Origin of the sequence: Pelagicoccus sp. SDUM812005 (genome assembly GCF_031127875.1) — a bacterium.
GTDB lineage: Bacteria > Verrucomicrobiota > Verrucomicrobiia > Opitutales > Opitutaceae > Pelagicoccus.
Genome location: NZ_JARXIA010000021.1, coordinates 95,336 through 113,056, shown reverse-complemented (window position 1 = coordinate 113,056; position 17,721 = coordinate 95,336). Strand labels below are relative to the sequence as shown.

Here is a 17,721-nt window from a genome sequence, read left to right as displayed (position 1 = left end):
TGGGAAAGGGGGATTCGCCTCTCGATCCGGTGGCAGGTTGCGCGTTGCAATGAAAAAGCCCGACACCGGAAAAGGTGTCGGGCGAGAAGCATTTTGAAAAGGAGCTTAACTACTCGCTCTAGAAATCAAAGGTGGAGCTGAGCGTGAAGGTGCGCTCCGCTGGGATGCTGAAGACTGGGAAACTGCCGTCTGGGTTTGCGACCGCGGGAACTAGGTCGTCTTCGTCGAGGGCGTTGTTGATGTTCAACTGGATGGTCCAGTCGACGCGATCTTCAAAGAGCTTACGTTTATAGCGGACGAATGCGTCGACTTTTAGCTGATCCGGACCGAAGTAAGGGCTTGTCACGTCCGGCCTGTATTCGCCGAGCTGCGTATCAAAGATCTGCGGGAATCCGATCGCGACCTCGTCCTGCCAACGCGCTCCGCCGCCAACGGTCCAGCCTTTGAGCGAACTGTCATCGGCGAACTTGTAGTTGGTGAAGACATTGAATCTCCACTCGCGAACCTGGTCAACGGATGTGGAACCGTCCTGCATTTGCGCCAGTTGCAAGCTGGAAGTGTAGGTGTCCATCTGCTCTCCAATCGTTACATTGTTTGCTGGATTGAAGTTAAACCGTCCGAAGGCGCTATCTTCCCAAACTGCAGCCCGGTTGATATCACCGTAGAGGTACTCAGCAACGGCGGGCGCGCTGTTTTCGCGAGTGACCTCTTGCTTGGCAGCGTTCATGGAAATAGTCCAATTGGATGTCAGGTTGCCAACCATCTCGAGCTCGAAGCCTTTGGAGACTCCGTCGCTAGTCACCGACAGGTTGTCCGGAGCGTCGAATTCTAGCAATCCGTTGGAATCCTTCTTGATGTTCCACGCCTCTTTGATGACTTGAGGAAAGTCAGGGTAATCGCGCAGCAATTCGATATCAGCGCGATTTCCGGGATTCACAGCAATCACGTCTTCGATTTGGTTGATGAAGCGGGATTCCTGACCGATGATACCGGTAAGCCCGTTGAGGGAGCTATCGCTTCTGAGCGACTGAACGGTTTCGTATACGTTCGCCCGGATTGAAAGCTTGTCTTCGTATAGCGCGACCGAGACGCCGTACTCTTTCGTCTCTCCGAGAGGCGCGCTGAGCGCTCTGTCGAAGAAGTCATGCCTCACGCGATTGCTTGCAACCCTGTTTTCCGCTTCCGTGTAGTGGACGCTTAGCCGATTGATTGGACCGAGCTTATCGACAATGGAACGGGGCATATGGGCGACGACTCCCCAGGAGAATGTTGTATCTTGGTAGGGATCACCGCTTGGGGTTGCAACGAAGGATGGATCGTCCAGCAATACCGCTCCATCGCTTCCGCGCGGCACGCCGTCCAGCGCGAACGATTTAACTTCGTCGTCTCTCCAACCGTAGGTTGCGATCAAGTGGTCCTCGAGGAAACGACTGTTAAAGATAATCGCTTTAGAGGTACGTTCCAGGCGGTTAAGGCCCGCGCTTGTAATTGGATTTTGGATAATGCCGAAGTCTCTCGTTACCCAGGCGTCGTCGTTGTAGCTGTACGTTCGCAAGCTGCGGGAGTTGCCGACGTTTAGTTTAGGCAGGCGCTCGATCAAGTTGGCATTCGAGGGGCTGGCGGCGTCTTTCAACGAATCTCCAAGGTAAACGATTCCGCCTGCGGAGCGGAAGGTTCTATTTCCCACATTGCCAATCCCGCCAAGGGTGAGGGCGCCGTCGGGTTTGCGATTGAATTCGACGTAGTCGTCGCCCCAAGCGTACTGCAGGCCTCCCATCGATTCATTCTTCTCCTTCCGGTGTTCGTAGAGTCCGGTAATCGTGTGGTCGCCGAGAACCTTGCCCAGGAAGCCTTCGATTTTCTCGGTGGCATTCAGGTTGAGAAATCCGGTCGCCCGGTAAGTGTCGCTTTCGGTGGTCGCCTCATCCCAGTCTCCACCGCTCCAGGAGATCATGGGGCGCCCGAAGTTTGGATTGGGATTCCCGTCCGGAAGGACCGTGTTCACGTCGATCTGTAGATTATAGGAGCGAGCTCCCCCGAAAAGGGAGTGGCTCGAAAGCTCCACCGACTGCGAATCGAAGGCGACTTCGATCCCGGCTTTCTTGTCGAGGAAGAGTTGTTCGGCCGTGAAGCTGAAGGACTCGAAATCCATGTTCGACCCCTTGTTGTCCCCGTCCAGCAGATTGTTGCGGAAGTCTAGAATAGATTCGTCCGAAACTGATCGATTCGCGAACTGATTGGCAATCGCCTCGTTTTGGCCGTTGTTGTAGTAGCGTTGATTCTGACCTGTGCCCCGAAGCGTTGCAAAGGCGCGGAGTTCTCTATCGCTAGAATCGCTCGGCGTGAAATTCGGATGCCTAAATATCAGGAAAGCTTCCGCATTGCTGGGGTTGACGCTGGAGTCGACCTCTCCGGAGCCTGCAACCGACCAGATGACGGGTGGGCCTACGATCGGACCCAAGGGGCCGAAATAGGCGCCGTACGGACTGAGCGCTGGAGTCGCAATCGCATCGTGCTCGGGCTTCACTAATCCCTCGGGGTGGGCCAAAGGATCCCACCACATGGTCAAACTGTCAACCGGAGCGAATTGGCGAGGCTGGTTCGCGTCGATCCTTCCGTTCTCCGCATTCAACTTGAAGGTGAGATCTTGGGTGGGGCGATAGGCGAGGGTGGCGAAGAGGCGCTTGTCGCGCTCGAAGGCCGGCTTCTGCTGGTATTTATTATCCTCATACAGCGCGGCGAAGCGAACCGCTAGTTTGTCGTTGATCAGCCGCGAGACATCGACGCTGCTGCGGACCGAACCGTAGGAGCCATAGCTAAGGCTCACCTTGTTCTGGTCAGCGAAAATGGGTGCAATTAATCCGGTGTTGATGATACCTGCCGGACTGCCCACTCCGAATAGGATCGAGTTCGCTCCTCGATTCACAGTAACGCTATCCGTGTTGTAGCTGTCCATCGGGATTAGGCTTTCAAAGTACTCCCGCGTAATTGTGGCTCCGGCCAATCCCCTTACGCGAGTGGTGGCGTTGATCTCAATGGGACGTTCGGTGAATTCTCTTTCGTTGTTTCGACCCGCATCGTCCGCGAAGTTGCCCATCGGACCGGCGACTTCGGTGCTGGTGGTGTGGACGAGCAGCTGCTTAAGGTCGGTCGCGCTTGTGTCGTTTAGAAAGTCTTTCGTGACGACGCTGATCGAAGAGGCCACGTCTTTCAGCTTGGTATTCAGACGCGTTCCGGCCAATGTGGAAGAGGCTCGGTAGCCTTCAGTGTTCGAGCCATCCACTGTAAAGGGAGAAAGCTCGAAGATATCTTCGCCATCGCTCGACGCATCGTCTTGGCCGGACGCGGTCGCGAAGACGCCGGCGGCGGATAGGGCCGCAATTGTATTGCGGAAAAAGGATTTCCTCTTGGATCCTTGTTTATCTGATCTCGTTGGTAGTGGGGGCATTATAGAACTTTTTCTAGCTTTAGGTTCTCCAATCGCAGTATCGTTAATACTATGATCGGTGTTTGATAAAACCTGTTGAACTATGATCGCATATGCCTGTGAATTCGAATCTTGATAGAGTTCTAAGGTGGTGCCTTTCAGCATCTTATCGAAAGCTTCCTCGATTGTGAATCGACCTTGCACTGCGGCTGTCCGTACGCCTTTGACAACGTCCGGACTGTACAGCATGTCGATTTCGCATTGCTCGGCTGCTTTCTTCAGGGTTCGAATTGCAGAACCTTCGGGAACTGAAAATCGGTAGCTTTGCTTTTCTGTTTCCAAAGGGGTGGCTTGTATCGTCGTTCCAACACCGAGCATCCCAATCAGTATCCAGAGTAGGAATAGACGACCTCTACTGAGGTTGACAAATGGGGCGCGGGGCGTGTCAGGTTTTGAGTTCACAAGCTAGACTTTGAGAAAGCCTAAACTCACTAAGGGGACTTTTGAAAAAATCAAAAAATTTGCTCTCTGGAAGGCGGGGTAGAGCAGCAATTAGACTTTTGGGCGACGGGATACGTTCTCGCTGTTTCGTCTCTTATTGAGCAAAGGGATTCTCGAAGAGTAGGCAAAATCGATGGTGAGTCGATAGGCATTCTACAGAAAAATGATAAAACGCCGCAACCGCTGCCGCCCAGGACTGATTGGCAAGGGTACCGCAGCCCGTTTTTTTCCAGCTCGCGGAGAAGAGCGGCAGCCTAGCGAGCCGCAGTGCGTGATGCTCGATCTGCGGCGTCCGCCTTTCCGGAGGGGCTGTTAGGGACTGAAAATGGGGTGAATCGAGTTTTCTTCGAACTCGAGCCACGCTTTAAGGTGACATAGCGAAAGAGGAGCCGGTTTATTGTTCCCCTATTTAGCGCTTCCTAGTGTCGGCTCTCCCGGTTTTTACTCGTGAGGATTATCTGGTTTCCCTTGTATTCAGCTACTACGTTTGAGGTAGCCTGAAGCAAGTTGATAAAGCCTTCTATCTTGTTGGAGCGGAAAGTCGCTACTATTTGCAACGCCTCGATGCGTTCATCTGCGATTACTATTTTATTGTCGTTATAGCGGTTGAAGCGAGCGACGACCTCGGAGAGCGGGGTAGAGTCGAATTTCAAGGTGACTGGTTTCCATAGCAGGATTTCCGAGACTTCCTCTTCTTCTATTTCTTCAACGACGTAACCGCTTTGGTGGTCGGCGCTTTGATGGACGACTGCTTTTTGGTTTCGAATTAACTTTTTATGCGCTTGTTCTGTATCCGATTTTTGCTCGATTGTATCTAGCTCATTCGGTTTTGAGAGGGAGAGCGATACGATTCCCTCGGTAACGAGCACTTCTACAGCTGAATCGTAGAACCTGACATTGAATTGGGTGCCCAGCGCCCGCAGGCGCGTCTCACCCGCATAGACGTCGAAGGGACGGTCCGGGTCTTTTGCTACCGTAAAGTATGCCTCTCCGCTCTTTATCCAAAATTCGCGACGATCTTCCGAGTATTTGCTTTCCACTACCGCTCCGTCATTCAGATCCAGCGTCGACCTGTCCTCGAGCTCGTAGAAGTCACCTTCCGTATAGCGGTAGGTATGCATGGAATAGGCTGTTTCCTGGTGGCTCCTTTCGTGGAGCGAAAGACCGATTCCAAAAATGGCGATAGCAGCTGCGGCTCCGATTGCCCAACGCCACTTCTTAGCGAAGAATCCGATGCTTGGAGCGCTTTGCGCTTCGTCCGGATGCAAGCTTTCCATTGGGAAGTGCTGAGGGTCTAGGATTTCGAATCGTTCCCATGACTTCTGGAATCTTGCCAATTGGCTTTCAGCGTCTGGATGTTTCCTTAGCCAGGCTTCGAGTTCGGTTTCCTGCGAGACGGTTAAGCCGTCTTCGATCTTTAAAGCCCATTCTGCTGCTTGGTCTTCTATTTTAGTATAACCTTTTTTGCTCATTTCACTGCAGCCGCTTAGGCCGGTTTGTTGCCCGCTCTATGAATTCAGTGCACTTTTTTAGACCAATGGTCAATTGAGAGGAAACCGTGTGCGTAGAGATTCCTAATTTACGCGATATTTCAGCGCTTGTTAGGCCGTGCAACCTTCGCATCACAAATATTTCTCTGCAGCGCTGGGGGAGGGCCGCTATGGAAGCTTTGAGTAGTTCGACCTCGTTTCGGTGTTCGAGTATGTCCTTCGCGTTGTCCCAATTTTCCAAATAGACGATATTGGTATGGTTTTCCAACGGTTCGGCTTGGCGTTTCTTCAGGTCCTTGAGTTGGTCAATGGCGACATTGCGGGCGGTCTTGAAGAGGTAGGCTTTGGGTGAGGAGATTGTTCCCTTGTCCTGGGCTCTCAGGACGCGCATGTAGGCGATTTGAACGATATCGTCGATGATATGTTCGATCCCGAATTGGTTGCGAAGCCACGCCTTCAGTGAGGATTCGTGAGGTTCTATTTCCTCCTCGAACCACTCGTTTTTGTCCGGAAGTGCCATAACGATTGATAAATGGGATTGCTGGATAGGTGGTTGAGTCGCGTTGGTCCGGTGGCGGTCGTGTTGGATCTAGACCTGTTCGGGAAAGGTCTTACTCGCTACGACTTCGAAAGCGCGGCAACTCACCAAAAGAAAATCGCGCTTCCTTGCAGTTCGCATTCGAGCATCAAGGCAGATCGCATCGGGCCCGATCGCTTGACAGTGATCTAAGAGGCGATTTCGTCCCAGGGCCGAGGCTGAGCCAGCTTCGCGCTGCCGTTTTCCACTGTGTTTCCAGATGCTGTCTGTACAGAGCCTGTCTGGGTGGTGACGTCGTTCTGGATGCGGGGGAGTTTGGCCTGCGGGAAGCGCTCGGGATTCGCTACGGACTGGCTGGTCCAGAGGCTGTTAGGTGATACGTCCCCGGTTCGAGCTGTAGGCTTGAATTTGCCTCCAGCTGATACGGTTTGCCGCTTACTTGGACATTTTGAGTGTAGGGCTCTGGCAGAGTGACGATTGCGGTGGTGTTGGGTGGGATGGTGAGCCAGAGCTGGAGAGTGTTGTCTTTGAGTTTCCATTCGGATTCGATGAGGCCGTAGGGAGATTGGTATGCACCTTTTGAATACGTGAGATGACTGTCGACGAGGGGAGCGATGCGGATTTTTTTGTATCCGGCCTCCAGGGGATAGATACCGGCGACGCGTTCGTACATCCATTCGCCGATGGCGCCGTAGGCGTAGTGGTTGAGCGAGCCTTGGCTTTTATTGACGCCGTGCAAGTGGGTGTAGCCGTCCCAACGCTCCCAGATAGTAGTGGCGCCTTGGCTTACGGAAAAGAGCCAAGAGGGATAGGTTTCCTTGAAGAGCAGATCGAATGCGAGGTCCTGGCGTCCGATTTTGTCGAGGGTCGGAGCGAGGAGCGGCGTGCCCAAAAATCCGGTACGGAGGTGTCCGTCGGCGTTTTCTAAGGAGCGGACGAGGTGGTTGGCGGCTTTTTTAGCGATATCGGGCGAGAGCAGATTGAAGCCGAGAGCGAGCAAGTAGCTGGTTTGGGTCTCGAAAGCTCCGGTGTGGCGGCCGTCGGAGTCGAAGAATCGCTTTTGGAACGCCTGTTTGACGTAAGTGTGCAGGGTTTTGAGTTCCTTGCTTTTTCCCGTGTCTCCGAGGACTTCGGCGGTGCGTTGGGTGAGTTCGATGGAGCGAGCGTAGTAGGCGGTGGAGATGAGGGAGTTGTCGGTGTCGCCGCGTCGCTCGTCTTTTTGCTGAGAATACGGCTGAAGCCAGTCGCCCACGGTGCGTTGGGTGCTGATGCCGTCGGTGACGTGGGTGGCGCTGTAGTCGAGCCAGCGCAGCATCATGTCGTAGTTTTCTTCGAGAACCTTTTTGTCTCCGGTTCTCCAATACGTTTCCCAAGGTATGATAGTACAAGCATCAGACCATCCTGTTTCGGTAAACTTCCCGGTGGCGTTTGGGATGACGACGGGGATTTGGCCGTCGTCGTACTGCTCCTCTCGCATGCTTTGCAGCCAAGCGCTCCAGAAGGCGTGCAGGTCGGAATTGAAGAGGGCGGTAGGGGCAAAGACCTGAGCGTCACCGGTCCAGCCGAGGCGTTCGGCGCGCTGCGGGCAGTCGGTAGGGATATCGAGGAAGTTGCCACGAAGGCCCCAGAGGATGTTGCTTTGCAGTTGGTTGATGTTGACGTCGGAGGTTTCGAAGTGGCCGGTGTCCTCGAAGTCGGTGTATTGCACTACGCCTTTGACCCAACTGAATTCTGGCGGTTGCGAGCTGTCGTGACCCGTTACCTCGATGTAGCGGAAGCCGTGGAAGGTAAACTGGGGTTGCCATTCGGCGATGCCGTTTTCGGCGGCGGTGTAGTTATTTATCGACTTGGCGGTGCCGAGGTTTCCGGTGAAGAGGGTGCCGTCGCGGTTGAGGGCTTCGCCGACTCGAGTACGAAGGGTTTGGCCCTTCTTCATGGGCAACGAGATCCGGGGCACACCGACGATGTTTTGTCCCATGTCGAATACGATAGTGTCGGGCGCGGGTTGGGAGATGGAGATCGGAGTGAGTTCGAGCTTGTCGCGGGTGGTGAAGTGGCGCTTGGGGCGTAGTTGGATTTTGGAGTCGATGGGAAATTCGACGGATTGAATCCAATCGGTGGCAGCGAAGCCAGGCCGGTTCCAGCCCGGCATCTCGTAATTTGCATCGTAGGTTTCGCCGTCGTAGATGCCGGAGGTGCGGATCGGGCCGTCGGTGGTGGCGAGCCAGGAGCTGTCGGTGAGGACTTTTTGCTGTGAGCCGTCGGCGTACTCGATTTCCAGTTGGCAGATGATTTCAGGAGGCGGTTCGTTGCCCCAGGTGCGCTTAGGGCCGAATCGACCGGCGTACCAGCCTTCGGCGAGGATGAGGCCGATGGCGTTTTCGCCTTGCGCCAGATTTTTGGTGACGTCGTAGGTGAGGGTTTCGACGCGGGTGTGGTAGGGAGTCCAGCCCGGAGCCATGCGGTCTTGACCGATTTGTTGGCCGTTGATGTGGGCCTCGAAGAGGCCTTTGGCGGTGATGTAAAGACGAGCGTTGACGACGTCGGCCTTGGCGGAGAAGTCTTTGCGGAAATAGACGGGACGGTAGAGGGGCGTGTCGTATTGGGTCCGCTCATTTTTGCCGTGACCTGGGAAGCCGATCCATTTGGCTTGCCAGTCGTCGTTGGTGAGAAGGCCGAGCTCGAAGCTTGCGGGTTCCGCCCAGGGAGAGACTTCGTCGTGTTGGTTCCAGTATCGGACGGACCAATACACTCGCTCTCGAGAGGAAAGTTTGGCACCGTGGTAAGGGATGTAGAGGGATTGATCGCTCGCTACTTTTCCGGAGTTCCAACGATCCGCGTTTGCAAAGAGAAGGTTCAGGTCGCTAGCGACAACGATTTCGAAGGCGGTCTGTGATGTACTTTGGGGGTCAGCGGGGAGTTGCCAAGAGAAGCTGGGTGCGGCGTCGTAAAAGCCGAAAGGGTTCTTAAACCCCTCGGAAAGTTTCAGCTCTACGGGGGATTGCGGAGTCGCGGCGAGGCGCGCAATGCACGTGAATGCTAGGGTCAAAAATGGAATCAGTGGTTTCATTGAAAGGGGGGCGGTCTAGCTTGAACCCGTTGCGGGACGGACAGGGACATATTTCCCGGGATAGTTCAAACGAGAGGAGTCTAGGGAGCGAAGAGAGCTCTCAAAGGCATTATGATTTGGACACGTCCAGAGGAGCTTCTGGTGAAAACAAATCGTTCTTCGGCAGCTTAGTTTGGGACGACCTTAGAAGCTATGGTTCCGTCTTTGACGTGGCGGGAGTCTCTGCCGAAAAGGGAAAGGGACCTGGGCCCAAGGCTAGAGCCTCGGGATGCGTTCTACGAGGCTCTAGGCACGAGAGGTGGCACGTTTTTTACGGTTCAAAAGTGATCCTTGGAGCGGCGCTGTCGCCATCTCTCCAGACTCCCGATAAGAGGGTACGACTGTGGTAAGGGGGGATGCCGTACTCGGAATTTCTCAGCAATCTGTGTATGACATCTACTGCTGCCTCTCCCAATTGCGTAGGCATTTGATCGATGCCTGCCATGAATCTTCTAGAGTCATGCCAATTTAGAACAGCTATTCCAAAATCTTCGCCGATCTTTAGACCTTCAGACTCGAGCCATTGTCTTATGGTTGCAGCCGCCCAGCTCATGGTGAGAATGCCATCTGGGCGATGCATCTCGAACCATCGAAGAAAGCTTCGCTTGTCGAGGTCTCGGTATATAAATTGCGGTATGAATTCAGATTCACTAACCTGCTTTTTCATACTTAGGTATCCAGCGCTCACGCAATTATTGGTACGTCTATCGACGTCCTCACTGACACAAAGACTAACCGTTTTGTATCCAAGCTCCTTGAGCTTTTGGTATGCCATACGGGTTGACGATTGCAGGTGGTTACCTACCCGGTGAAGGAGAGGGTGTTCCAAGGTAGTACCAAAGGTGACGGCAGAGAAATCGGAAAAATCGAAATCAAGTCGTGCCCCGTAAGTTGGCTGAGGTGCGAGAATCAAGCCGCGTATTCCTCGGGCTAGCAGTATCTCGCGGGCTTCTTGGTTCGTCAAATTAGGGTCAGCTAACCAGAATTCTTCCAACTTGTATCCGTATTTCGCTGATCGTGCTGCTACGCCGTTGTATTGTCTGCGAGTCGTCTCACCTTTCCTCCATTCGTCGGATGAGTCGTGGTTGGTTACCCATGCCAGCGTTCCTAGGAACTTCTTTTTACGTTTGCTTGATCTTCGGTTTGACAGGGCAACTAAGTTGGGGTCCGGAACGTAGCCAAGTTCTTCAGCTTTGGCGAGTACCGCTGCCCGAGTGTGAACGGAAACGTTTTTCCTGCCCCTCAGAGCTTCCGAAACGGTCGACTGGCTAAGTCCGAGTTCTCGGGCTATCTGAGCTTGTCCTATACGACTTGGCTTGCTGGTTGAGGCGAAGTTTTGGCGTGGTTTGTTTGAAGGACTTCCGCATGGAGGAGAGGATGAGCTTTGGAGGCTTAGTTGCCGAGCCTTAGAAAGGACCTTTTCACGAGTTTTCTTCGGTATGCGCGCGTCCCCCCTCATGACGAGTGACACCGTGGTCTGGCTAATGCCCAAGGCCATCGCGATATCGATTTGACGAACTGGTTTTACGCTACCGGGCATTGTGAGAGTAGGATGTAATTCTGTGAATATGAGCGTCTAAAGCCGCGTTGGCAGAGCCGTTATTTTTAAAATGGGAATAACTTATTCAAAGCGAAGGTAGGGATTTAGAGTCAAATTGTGAATTAATATAATACGTATCGATTATTAAAACTAATACGCATCGAATTTAAATGACCCAAAATAAATTGCGTATGAGGATGTCAAAAACCTTATTAACTTCGTAAGCTCTCCCCGCCCTTAAGACCCCATGCCCCGAATGGTCGTATGTTTCTGTAGTTGAACTACGTATACACGTTCACTGGTTTCAAGGTATTTGAGCGTGCGCTGAAGAGTGTGAATACAAAAGAAACGCAAACTATATAACTATATAATATGAAACAGATCCCTAAAAGTGGTTGGCTAGCGCTTTCGTTAGCAGCCGCGACCCCTTGGGCGCACATTGTTGCCCAAACCGAAGACAGCGATGAAGAGGATATCTTCGAGCTGTCTCCGTTTACGGTGACGAACGAAGGCGATGATGGTTATCGCGCGCAGTCTACCACAGCTGGAAGCCGTCTCAATACGCAGCTAAAGGACGTGGCCGCATCGGTCGAAGTTTTGACCGACGCCTTCCTAGACGACTTGGGAGCCACCGATCTCGACGGAGCTCTTTCGATGTTGGCCGGTGTCGATACCGACTTAACAAACGATACGCAGAGCATCGCTAACCCTGGTGGCGGCGGATACATCGGAGGTGACTTCTCTGACCCTAATTCCAGAGAGAGTTCAGTTCGAATCCGTGGTCTAGGGCGTGCGACTCAGTCGGCCAACTACCTGAAGGTTCGCGGTCCGCTTGACCGCTACAATATGCAGCGTACGGAGTTTCTGAGAGGTCCGAATTCGCTTCTCTTCGGACTCGGCCGCCCCGCTGGCGTGGTGAACTATACGACCAAAAAGGCTCAGCTCCGTCGCGATATCAATAATATCAACTTCCGTCTCGACAATTTCGGTTCTCGCCGTGTGCAGGTCGACTTCAGCCGTGTTTTGATAGAGGATAAGCTGGCGGTCCGTTTCGCGGGTGTCGTTTCAGACACACGCTACATGGCGAAAACTGCAGAGAATCTTGATCGCAAGGCGTATCTGACATTTAGATACAAGCCTTTCGAGAAAACAACGTTCGACGCATACGTCGAGCGCAGTTCCGCCTTCGGTCGCCGTCCTAACTACCGTTTGCCACAGGACAATGTCAGCGATTGGCTCAACGCTTGGAACAACGCAGGTACCCGCCTCGCTGAGCTACAGGCGGAAGATCCGGATCGTTATGGTGACATGAGCCTCGAGGAGTTCCGCGAGCGCAATTTCATCTGGGACGCTTCCTGGCCCGGAACTTCAAACGGTCAACCAACAGCGACGGGAGACTACGTCTTCGATGAGCGTATCAGAACGGACGCCGACGGCAACCCTCTGCAATTCGAAGGTCGATATGTTCGTCACATGGATGGTCGCGACCGCGCATTCACCGGCTACTACTCTGGGGATGCAACTTACTCCGGTGGAGACTGGTCGATCCCCTACAGCCCTGGTGGCGAAGGCCTGACATCCATCTACGGTACTATTCGGACCAACGGAGGACAGCCGCAAAACGGAAACGGACGTAACGCGTACCCACGTGCTCGTCTTCGTTTCGCCCGCAGTTCCCATCCATTCGACAACCGCGACGGTAACGCTTTCGCTGACCCGCAGGTACTCGACGAGAGCATCTTCCCGATTTACGATCAAGAGCTTAGCACCTTGCCCGGAAACTTCCAGGAAGTTAAGAGTCAGAAGTTCGGCTTCAATTGGGAACAAAAAGTAAACGAGGATCTGTACCTTTCGTTTTCGTATCTGAAAGAGGACTACGAACGTAACCAAAACTTCGGTCCGCTCGCCCAATCGCAAGCGATCTCGATCGACGTTAACCGTTACCTCCCAGGCGCGATTCAGGACCCTGGCCTCTTCTTCGGAGCTCCTCAGGTAGCTAACCTTCTCAGTCCAGAAGGTGACGTGATTGCATTCCCAGGAGGCGCCAGCATCGATCCGACGCTTGATGAAGCCGTTGCACAAGCGCAGGCGATTATTGATCACATCAACAATGGTGGTTCGCTAACGATTCGTAGAGTAGGCAACAAGACACGTCTCCCAGGGGAGGGTGAGCTTGAAGAGATCGCTGCCAACAACGCGCTTTTCCTTGAGCAGGTTGCCAATCGCGAGCAGAACCCGAACTTCCTTCGCCCGTTCTTCCATGGACGTCACATCAGTGGCTACGAGGACTTCCAGTCGGAAGCAGCGCTATTCCAAGCGAACTACGACCTAGATTTTAGGGACCGCTCTGATAGGCTTGGCTTCCTCGGCTTGCACCGCATGACCGTGTTTGGTTCCGTTTCAAGGGATGACGCGCTGAAATACCGTGCGAGTGATGTAGCCACCTACAACGAGGACCTTGCGAGAACCGGTCCGAACGACCAGCATTCAGCGAACCGGTGGTTCTGGCCGATCTTCTATGTAGGCGATCCAGTACAGGTCGGTGATACGACGTTAAACTTCACGGGAGCTCCAGACAGCACCCGTCCGCACCTTAACAATCGCATTGGTCACTACTACTACGACACGACCGGCAATGACGACCGAGGTCGATGGGCGGTAAGCGAAGAGGGGCTTGAGATTGGTCCCGGTATCATTGGCGGCACGCTTGCCTTTAACGGTCTGGACCAGAAAGGATATGGCACTTCCTTGCAGAGTTACCTTTGGAACAATCGAATCGTAACGACGCTGGGCTGGCGCTCCGACGAAGTCGAAACTGTGATTTACGATCGGTACCCTGACCCTACGCCCGCCTGGGACCGCGTCAGCGATGGGGACGAGCGCTCCGACTGGGATACGTCTGTAAACGTTTCGACCGAAGACGTCCAAAAAGAGGAACTCATGACCGGTAGTATCGTTTTCCACGCTACGCCTTGGTTGCGCTTCTTTTATAACGAGTCGGAGAACTTCGACCTGTCTACCGTTAACTTCGACGGCTTCGGTCGACGCATTCCTTCCCAAGGGGGTGAAACGACCGAGTATGGTTTCGGTATGAGCCTGTTTGAGAACAAGCTCGACCTGAAGTTCAACGTATTCGAGTCGGCGCAGGTCAACGCTCGACAAGGCAACGGCCTCGTCTGGTCGCGCATGGTCAGCTTCGAATCGGCTGTGCACTCCGCCCTTAAGGCTCTCGACCAGCGCTTCATCGAAAACGGCGAAGACACTCCGTACACCATCGAGGACTGGGAGCGTGTGGCCGGCATCGACGCAAGCGGCAATCTCATTGTTGAGCGCGGTTTCACTCGCATTCCAGATATCGACGAGGAGACCGGCGAGCAGATCGTCAATGGCGCCGGGGTTCCTCAGTGGACCTACGACGACGAAGCTCAAAGGTGGCAGCGACCCGAGGATTCGAACACCACCTTCGATTCTGTATCCAAAGGATGGGAGTTAAGCGGCACTTGGAACCCAACGAAGAACCTGCGACTCCGAGGAAGCGTTTCACGCCTCGAGAATGCGATCTCGAACGTGCACTCCCAAACCCTCGAGTACGTGGCGCTGCGCGGCGAGTACTGGAATCAGTTCATCGAGGCAGGCTACCACACCAATGGCCACAACGATGCGACTCAGTACTTCGCTCGACCAGGGTCGATCGCTGCCGATAACGGTGACCTGCCTGTTTGGGATACCGCACCGGATGCGGATGGCCCGTTGCCTGCCAACAGCTTCCTGGTCGACAACCTTGGAGGCCGGGCTTCGGACGACAGCCTACTCGCCGCTCGATTCTATAACACCGTAGGTGACGACATCCTCGAGGCGATCGCTGTGCAAGGTGTAGCCAGCCACGGTATCTCCGAGTACAACGCTCGTATCACGGCGAACTACAGTTTCCGCGACGGTTTCATGAAGGGCTTCTCCTTTGGCACCAATCTCCGTTGGGAAAGCGGCAAGGCCTTGGGCTACACCTCGATTCCCGTTGGACTGGACGAACTGCCATTCAACTTCCCGAATCCAGACACGAATGGGGACGGACAGATCGATGGTGCAGAGTTCCAGCCAGTCCGTCGCGACGTGAACAACCCGTATGAAGGCGACTCGCACGTAACGGGTGGACTGATGCTCAACTACAAGAGCAAGCTCAGCGGCGACAAGATCGACTGGCGCGTCCAGTTGAATGTGGACAATGTTTTCAAGCAAGGTGACGACCTGCGCATCATCCGCGTCAACGCGGACGGCAGCCCAGTCTTCGGTCTCAACCGCCCGACTACATTCCGCCTGAGCAATAGCTTCAGCTTCTAATCTAGAATCTTCGTTACCTCCAAATGACCTAGTCCCCGTCTCCTAGTGAGATGGGGACTTTTTTGGTTCATCCGAAAACGCAGTGGAAATTGCTGGATAGGGGTGATTAAAAAAAAGTGATTAAAGCGTGCTCCATCATTCTTGTGGAGGAACCTGATGAGCCGGTCTGCGTGTGTGATTCACTTTCCTGGAGCGCTCCGCCCATCAACCCAGCGTCCATCTATCAAAGTCTGGTAAGCATATTCGGGAACCCCGTAGGCAAATTGGTTGAAATAGGTGACAAGGGTCTCGACCGCGACTTCTCCGATCAGTTCGGATTGCTGGTAAATTCCAGCGTACTTACCCTTTTCGTCCTCCAGGTCCAGTCCCGCTAAGGCGATCTCTCTTCCCACCTCGATGCCATGTCCCACCAGCCAACTCTCAATCCTGGTTAAGTAGTCGCCCCAGGCGACAATCGCATCGGGTTGCCAACGTCTGAACCAATGCCCGAATGAGTTATGATCAAAGGGTTCGATCATGAATGGGGGAATGGCTCCGCCATCGTCGACACTCAAGAATCCCCCAGAGTAGGCGCCATCCACTCTCGTATCTATGCTATCGCATGCCGCTAGCCCAACTCTTTTGTAACCACGAAGGCGTAAATTTAGGACGGCTTGCTGAACGTTGCCTACAGCATGGCTATCAACGGAATGCAGAATCGGAGACTTCAGCGAGCCCCCGATAGAAACGGATGAGAAGGCGGTAAGATCCAAGTCGATTTTGGCTTCGAGTGTTGCCTGAGGCGCGAATAGTAGCCCGCTTATTTCTAGATTGGTCAGTTCTTTTTGTAGTTTTTCTTTAGATACTCGTACATCGCTTAACCAATATTCGACCAACTCAAACCCCAGCTCTGCTGCCCTTCGCCTTGCCCCATTGTAGTACTTGAGGTTGTGTGATTTTCTCCAGCCTTTCTCTGTCGGGAAATTGGTGACCCAAGCGAGCCTTGGTACGACTCGCTTTATTGAGCTCGTTTGGCGGTAGCTGGTAAGGGCTCCCATTTTTGGGTTATGCACGTAGCCCAATTCCTTTGCTTTTAAAGCAACCTGTCGACGCGTCTTTTCTGAAACCTCATCGTTACCTCGCAAGGCGAGAGAAACCGTGGATTGGCTTATGCCCAATGCTTTAGCTATATCGAGCTGGGAAACGGGCTCAAATCTTTTGGACATGCTAGGTTTTGGCTTTTTACTTCTATTTTTTCACGAGGCGGGCGGGGCCGAGGAGGCTGGCGACGACGAGGGGAGTATTGTTAATTACTCCGTTGCTCCCTGTTCTCCAAGGTAGCGGGTGGTTTGGAAAAAATCTTTAGTTTTTGGATACGAGTTTGCGTTCAGTGAGGGGGTACCAGTTTTCGATGGCGTCTTTGAGATCGGCAACGATGTTGGGATACTTTTCCGCTAGGTTGTTTTCTTCGTGAGGGTCGGCGACGATGTCGTAAAGCTGGATGGGGAACTCTCGAGGATGGACGTCGCGGTAGCGGTTGACTTCGCCGTCGTAGCTGAGGATGAGCTTCCAATGGTCGCGGATGCACCAGAGGTACATGAGCGAGGCTTCAGGGTTGTCGAGGTCGGCGATGTCGTGGGCGTAGGAGTCACCGAAGATTGTGTCACGGTCTATACGATCGCCATCGCGGGCGTTGGGCATGAGGTCTATGCCGGGCAGTCCGTCGGGGATTTCGACGTCGGCGGCGCTGAGGACTGTAGGGAAAAGGTCAATACTGCTGACGAGGTCGCCTTTTATGTCGGGCTCGATGACGCCTGGCCAGGAGAGGATGATGGGGGAACGGGCTCCGCCTTCGTTGACGCTTTGTTTGGATTTGGGGAGGAAACCATGTCGCCAGCCGTCTTTGCCTTTGACGGTGGAGGGAGTCTGAACCCAGCCGTTGTCGCAAACGTAATAGATAAGCGTGCTTTCGCGGAGACCTTTTTCTTCGAGGTGGTCGATGAGTTGTCCGCAGGTTTCGTCGAACCACTCGCACATGGCGTAGTACTTAGCGAGGTCAGGGTCGAGGTCGAGAGCGCTATAGCGCGCGAGGATCCGCTCGGGAGGAGTGTGCGGCGTATGCGGCAGGAAGGGAGCGTACCAAATGTAGAATGGTTTTTCTTCTTCTTGGGCGTGGGCGATGAAGTCGAAGATGGGGTCCATGCCTTGGCGTCCGATTTTAAGGCCGGCGTCGCCGTGGCGCGCTCCTCGACCGGGGCTGCCTTGAGTCATGCCGTGGGTGAATCCGCCGCGGCTGTAGTGGCCTTCCCACCATTTGCCACTTTGGTGGCTGAGGTATCCGGCTTCGCCCAGGAGTTTGGGCAGCGTATCCAATCGGTCGATATTATCGAAGAGCTCGATGGAGAGCTCGACGTGCTTGGGATCTTGTTTGGGCGCGAGTCTGGGTGAGGGGTCGTTGCCGGTGATCTTGTGGTCGCGAGCGTAGTGGCCCGTGGCGAGGGTCATCAAAGAGGGACGGCAGAGAGGGGTGGGGACGTAGGCCCGTGGATAGAGGACGCCGCTTTCCGCGAGCTTGTCTAGGTTAGGGGTGCGAATGTGCTCGTGGCCCATGAAGCCGTAGTCGGTCCAAGCCTGGTCGTCCGAGAGGATCATGACGATGTTCGGTCGGTCGTTAGCGGCCGAGACGGTGGCGAGGGCAGTGAGGGTGAAGGCTGCTAGGACTTTTTTGGTTAGGTGATGCATGATCTTGATTTGCCCACGAAGGACACTAAGGGGCACGAAGGTGGTTTTGGTGGTTGT

7 protein-coding genes are annotated in these 17,721 nt (G+C 54.0%); 1 reads left to right on the top strand and 6 read right to left on the bottom strand.

Annotated elements, in window-relative coordinates:
- Positions 1-118: 118 nt before the first annotated feature.
- From QEH57_RS20900 to QEH57_RS20885, 4 genes are all read right to left on the bottom strand, one after another.
- Positions 119-3,448 (bottom strand): TonB-dependent receptor plug domain-containing protein, encoded by a 3,330-nt coding sequence (locus tag QEH57_RS20900; protein WP_309008734.1) that lies wholly within the window; start codon positions 3,446-3,448, stop codon positions 119-121.
- A gap of 899 nt (positions 3,449-4,347) precedes the next feature.
- Positions 4,348-5,400 carry a FecR domain-containing protein gene (locus QEH57_RS20895; protein WP_309008733.1) on the bottom strand — a complete coding sequence of 351 codons (1,053 nt, stop codon included), beginning with the start codon at positions 5,398-5,400 and terminating at the stop codon, positions 4,348-4,350.
- Between the two features lies 1 nt (position 5,401).
- The gene (locus QEH57_RS20890; RefSeq protein ID WP_309008732.1) at positions 5,402-5,938 is read right to left on the bottom strand and encodes an RNA polymerase sigma factor; all 537 of its coding nucleotides are present in this window, start codon (positions 5,936-5,938) and stop codon (positions 5,402-5,404) included.
- Positions 5,939-6,299: 361 nt separating this feature from the next.
- Positions 6,300-9,026, bottom strand: a complete 2,727-nt coding sequence (locus QEH57_RS20885; RefSeq protein WP_309008731.1) for a family 78 glycoside hydrolase catalytic domain — start codon at positions 9,024-9,026, stop codon at positions 6,300-6,302.
- Between the two features lie 1,951 nt (positions 9,027-10,977).
- Between QEH57_RS20885 and QEH57_RS20880 the strand changes: the two genes are divergently transcribed.
- A complete protein-coding gene (locus QEH57_RS20880) occupies positions 10,978-14,943 on the top strand; it encodes a TonB-dependent receptor plug domain-containing protein (RefSeq protein ID WP_309008730.1) in 3,966 nt (1,321 codons plus the stop codon).
- Between the two features lie 179 nt (positions 14,944-15,122).
- On the opposite strand, the gene QEH57_RS20875 is transcribed toward QEH57_RS20880, so the two are convergent.
- On the bottom strand, positions 15,123-16,148 hold the full coding sequence (locus tag QEH57_RS20875; protein ID WP_309008729.1) for a LacI family DNA-binding transcriptional regulator: 1,026 nt from the start codon (positions 16,146-16,148) through the stop codon (positions 15,123-15,125).
- Between the two features lie 136 nt (positions 16,149-16,284).
- Positions 16,285-17,664, bottom strand: coding sequence for a sulfatase (locus tag QEH57_RS20870; RefSeq protein WP_309008728.1), 1,380 nt, complete (start codon positions 17,662-17,664; stop codon positions 16,285-16,287).
- Positions 17,665-17,721 lie beyond the last annotated feature (57 nt).

Bases quoted from the DNA above. Each gene is read 5' to 3' on its own strand.
- QEH57_RS20900 (WP_309008734.1), bottom strand. From the start codon at position 3,448: ATGCCCCCACTACCAACGAGATCAGATAAACAAGGATCCAAGAGGAAA.
- QEH57_RS20895 (WP_309008733.1), bottom strand. From the start codon at position 5,400: ATGAGCAAAAAAGGTTATACTAAAATAGAAGACCAAGCAGCAGAATGG.
- QEH57_RS20890 (WP_309008732.1), bottom strand. From the start codon at position 5,938: ATGGCACTTCCGGACAAAAACGAGTGGTTCGAGGAGGAAATAGAACCT.
- QEH57_RS20885 (WP_309008731.1), bottom strand. From the start codon at position 9,026: ATGAAACCACTGATTCCATTTTTGACCCTAGCATTCACGTGCATTGCG.
- QEH57_RS20880 (WP_309008730.1), top strand. From the start codon at position 10,978: ATGAAACAGATCCCTAAAAGTGGTTGGCTAGCGCTTTCGTTAGCAGCC.
- QEH57_RS20875 (WP_309008729.1), bottom strand. From the start codon at position 16,148: ATGTCCAAAAGATTTGAGCCCGTTTCCCAGCTCGATATAGCTAAAGCA.
- QEH57_RS20870 (WP_309008728.1), bottom strand. From the start codon at position 17,664: ATGCATCACCTAACCAAAAAAGTCCTAGCAGCCTTCACCCTCACTGCC.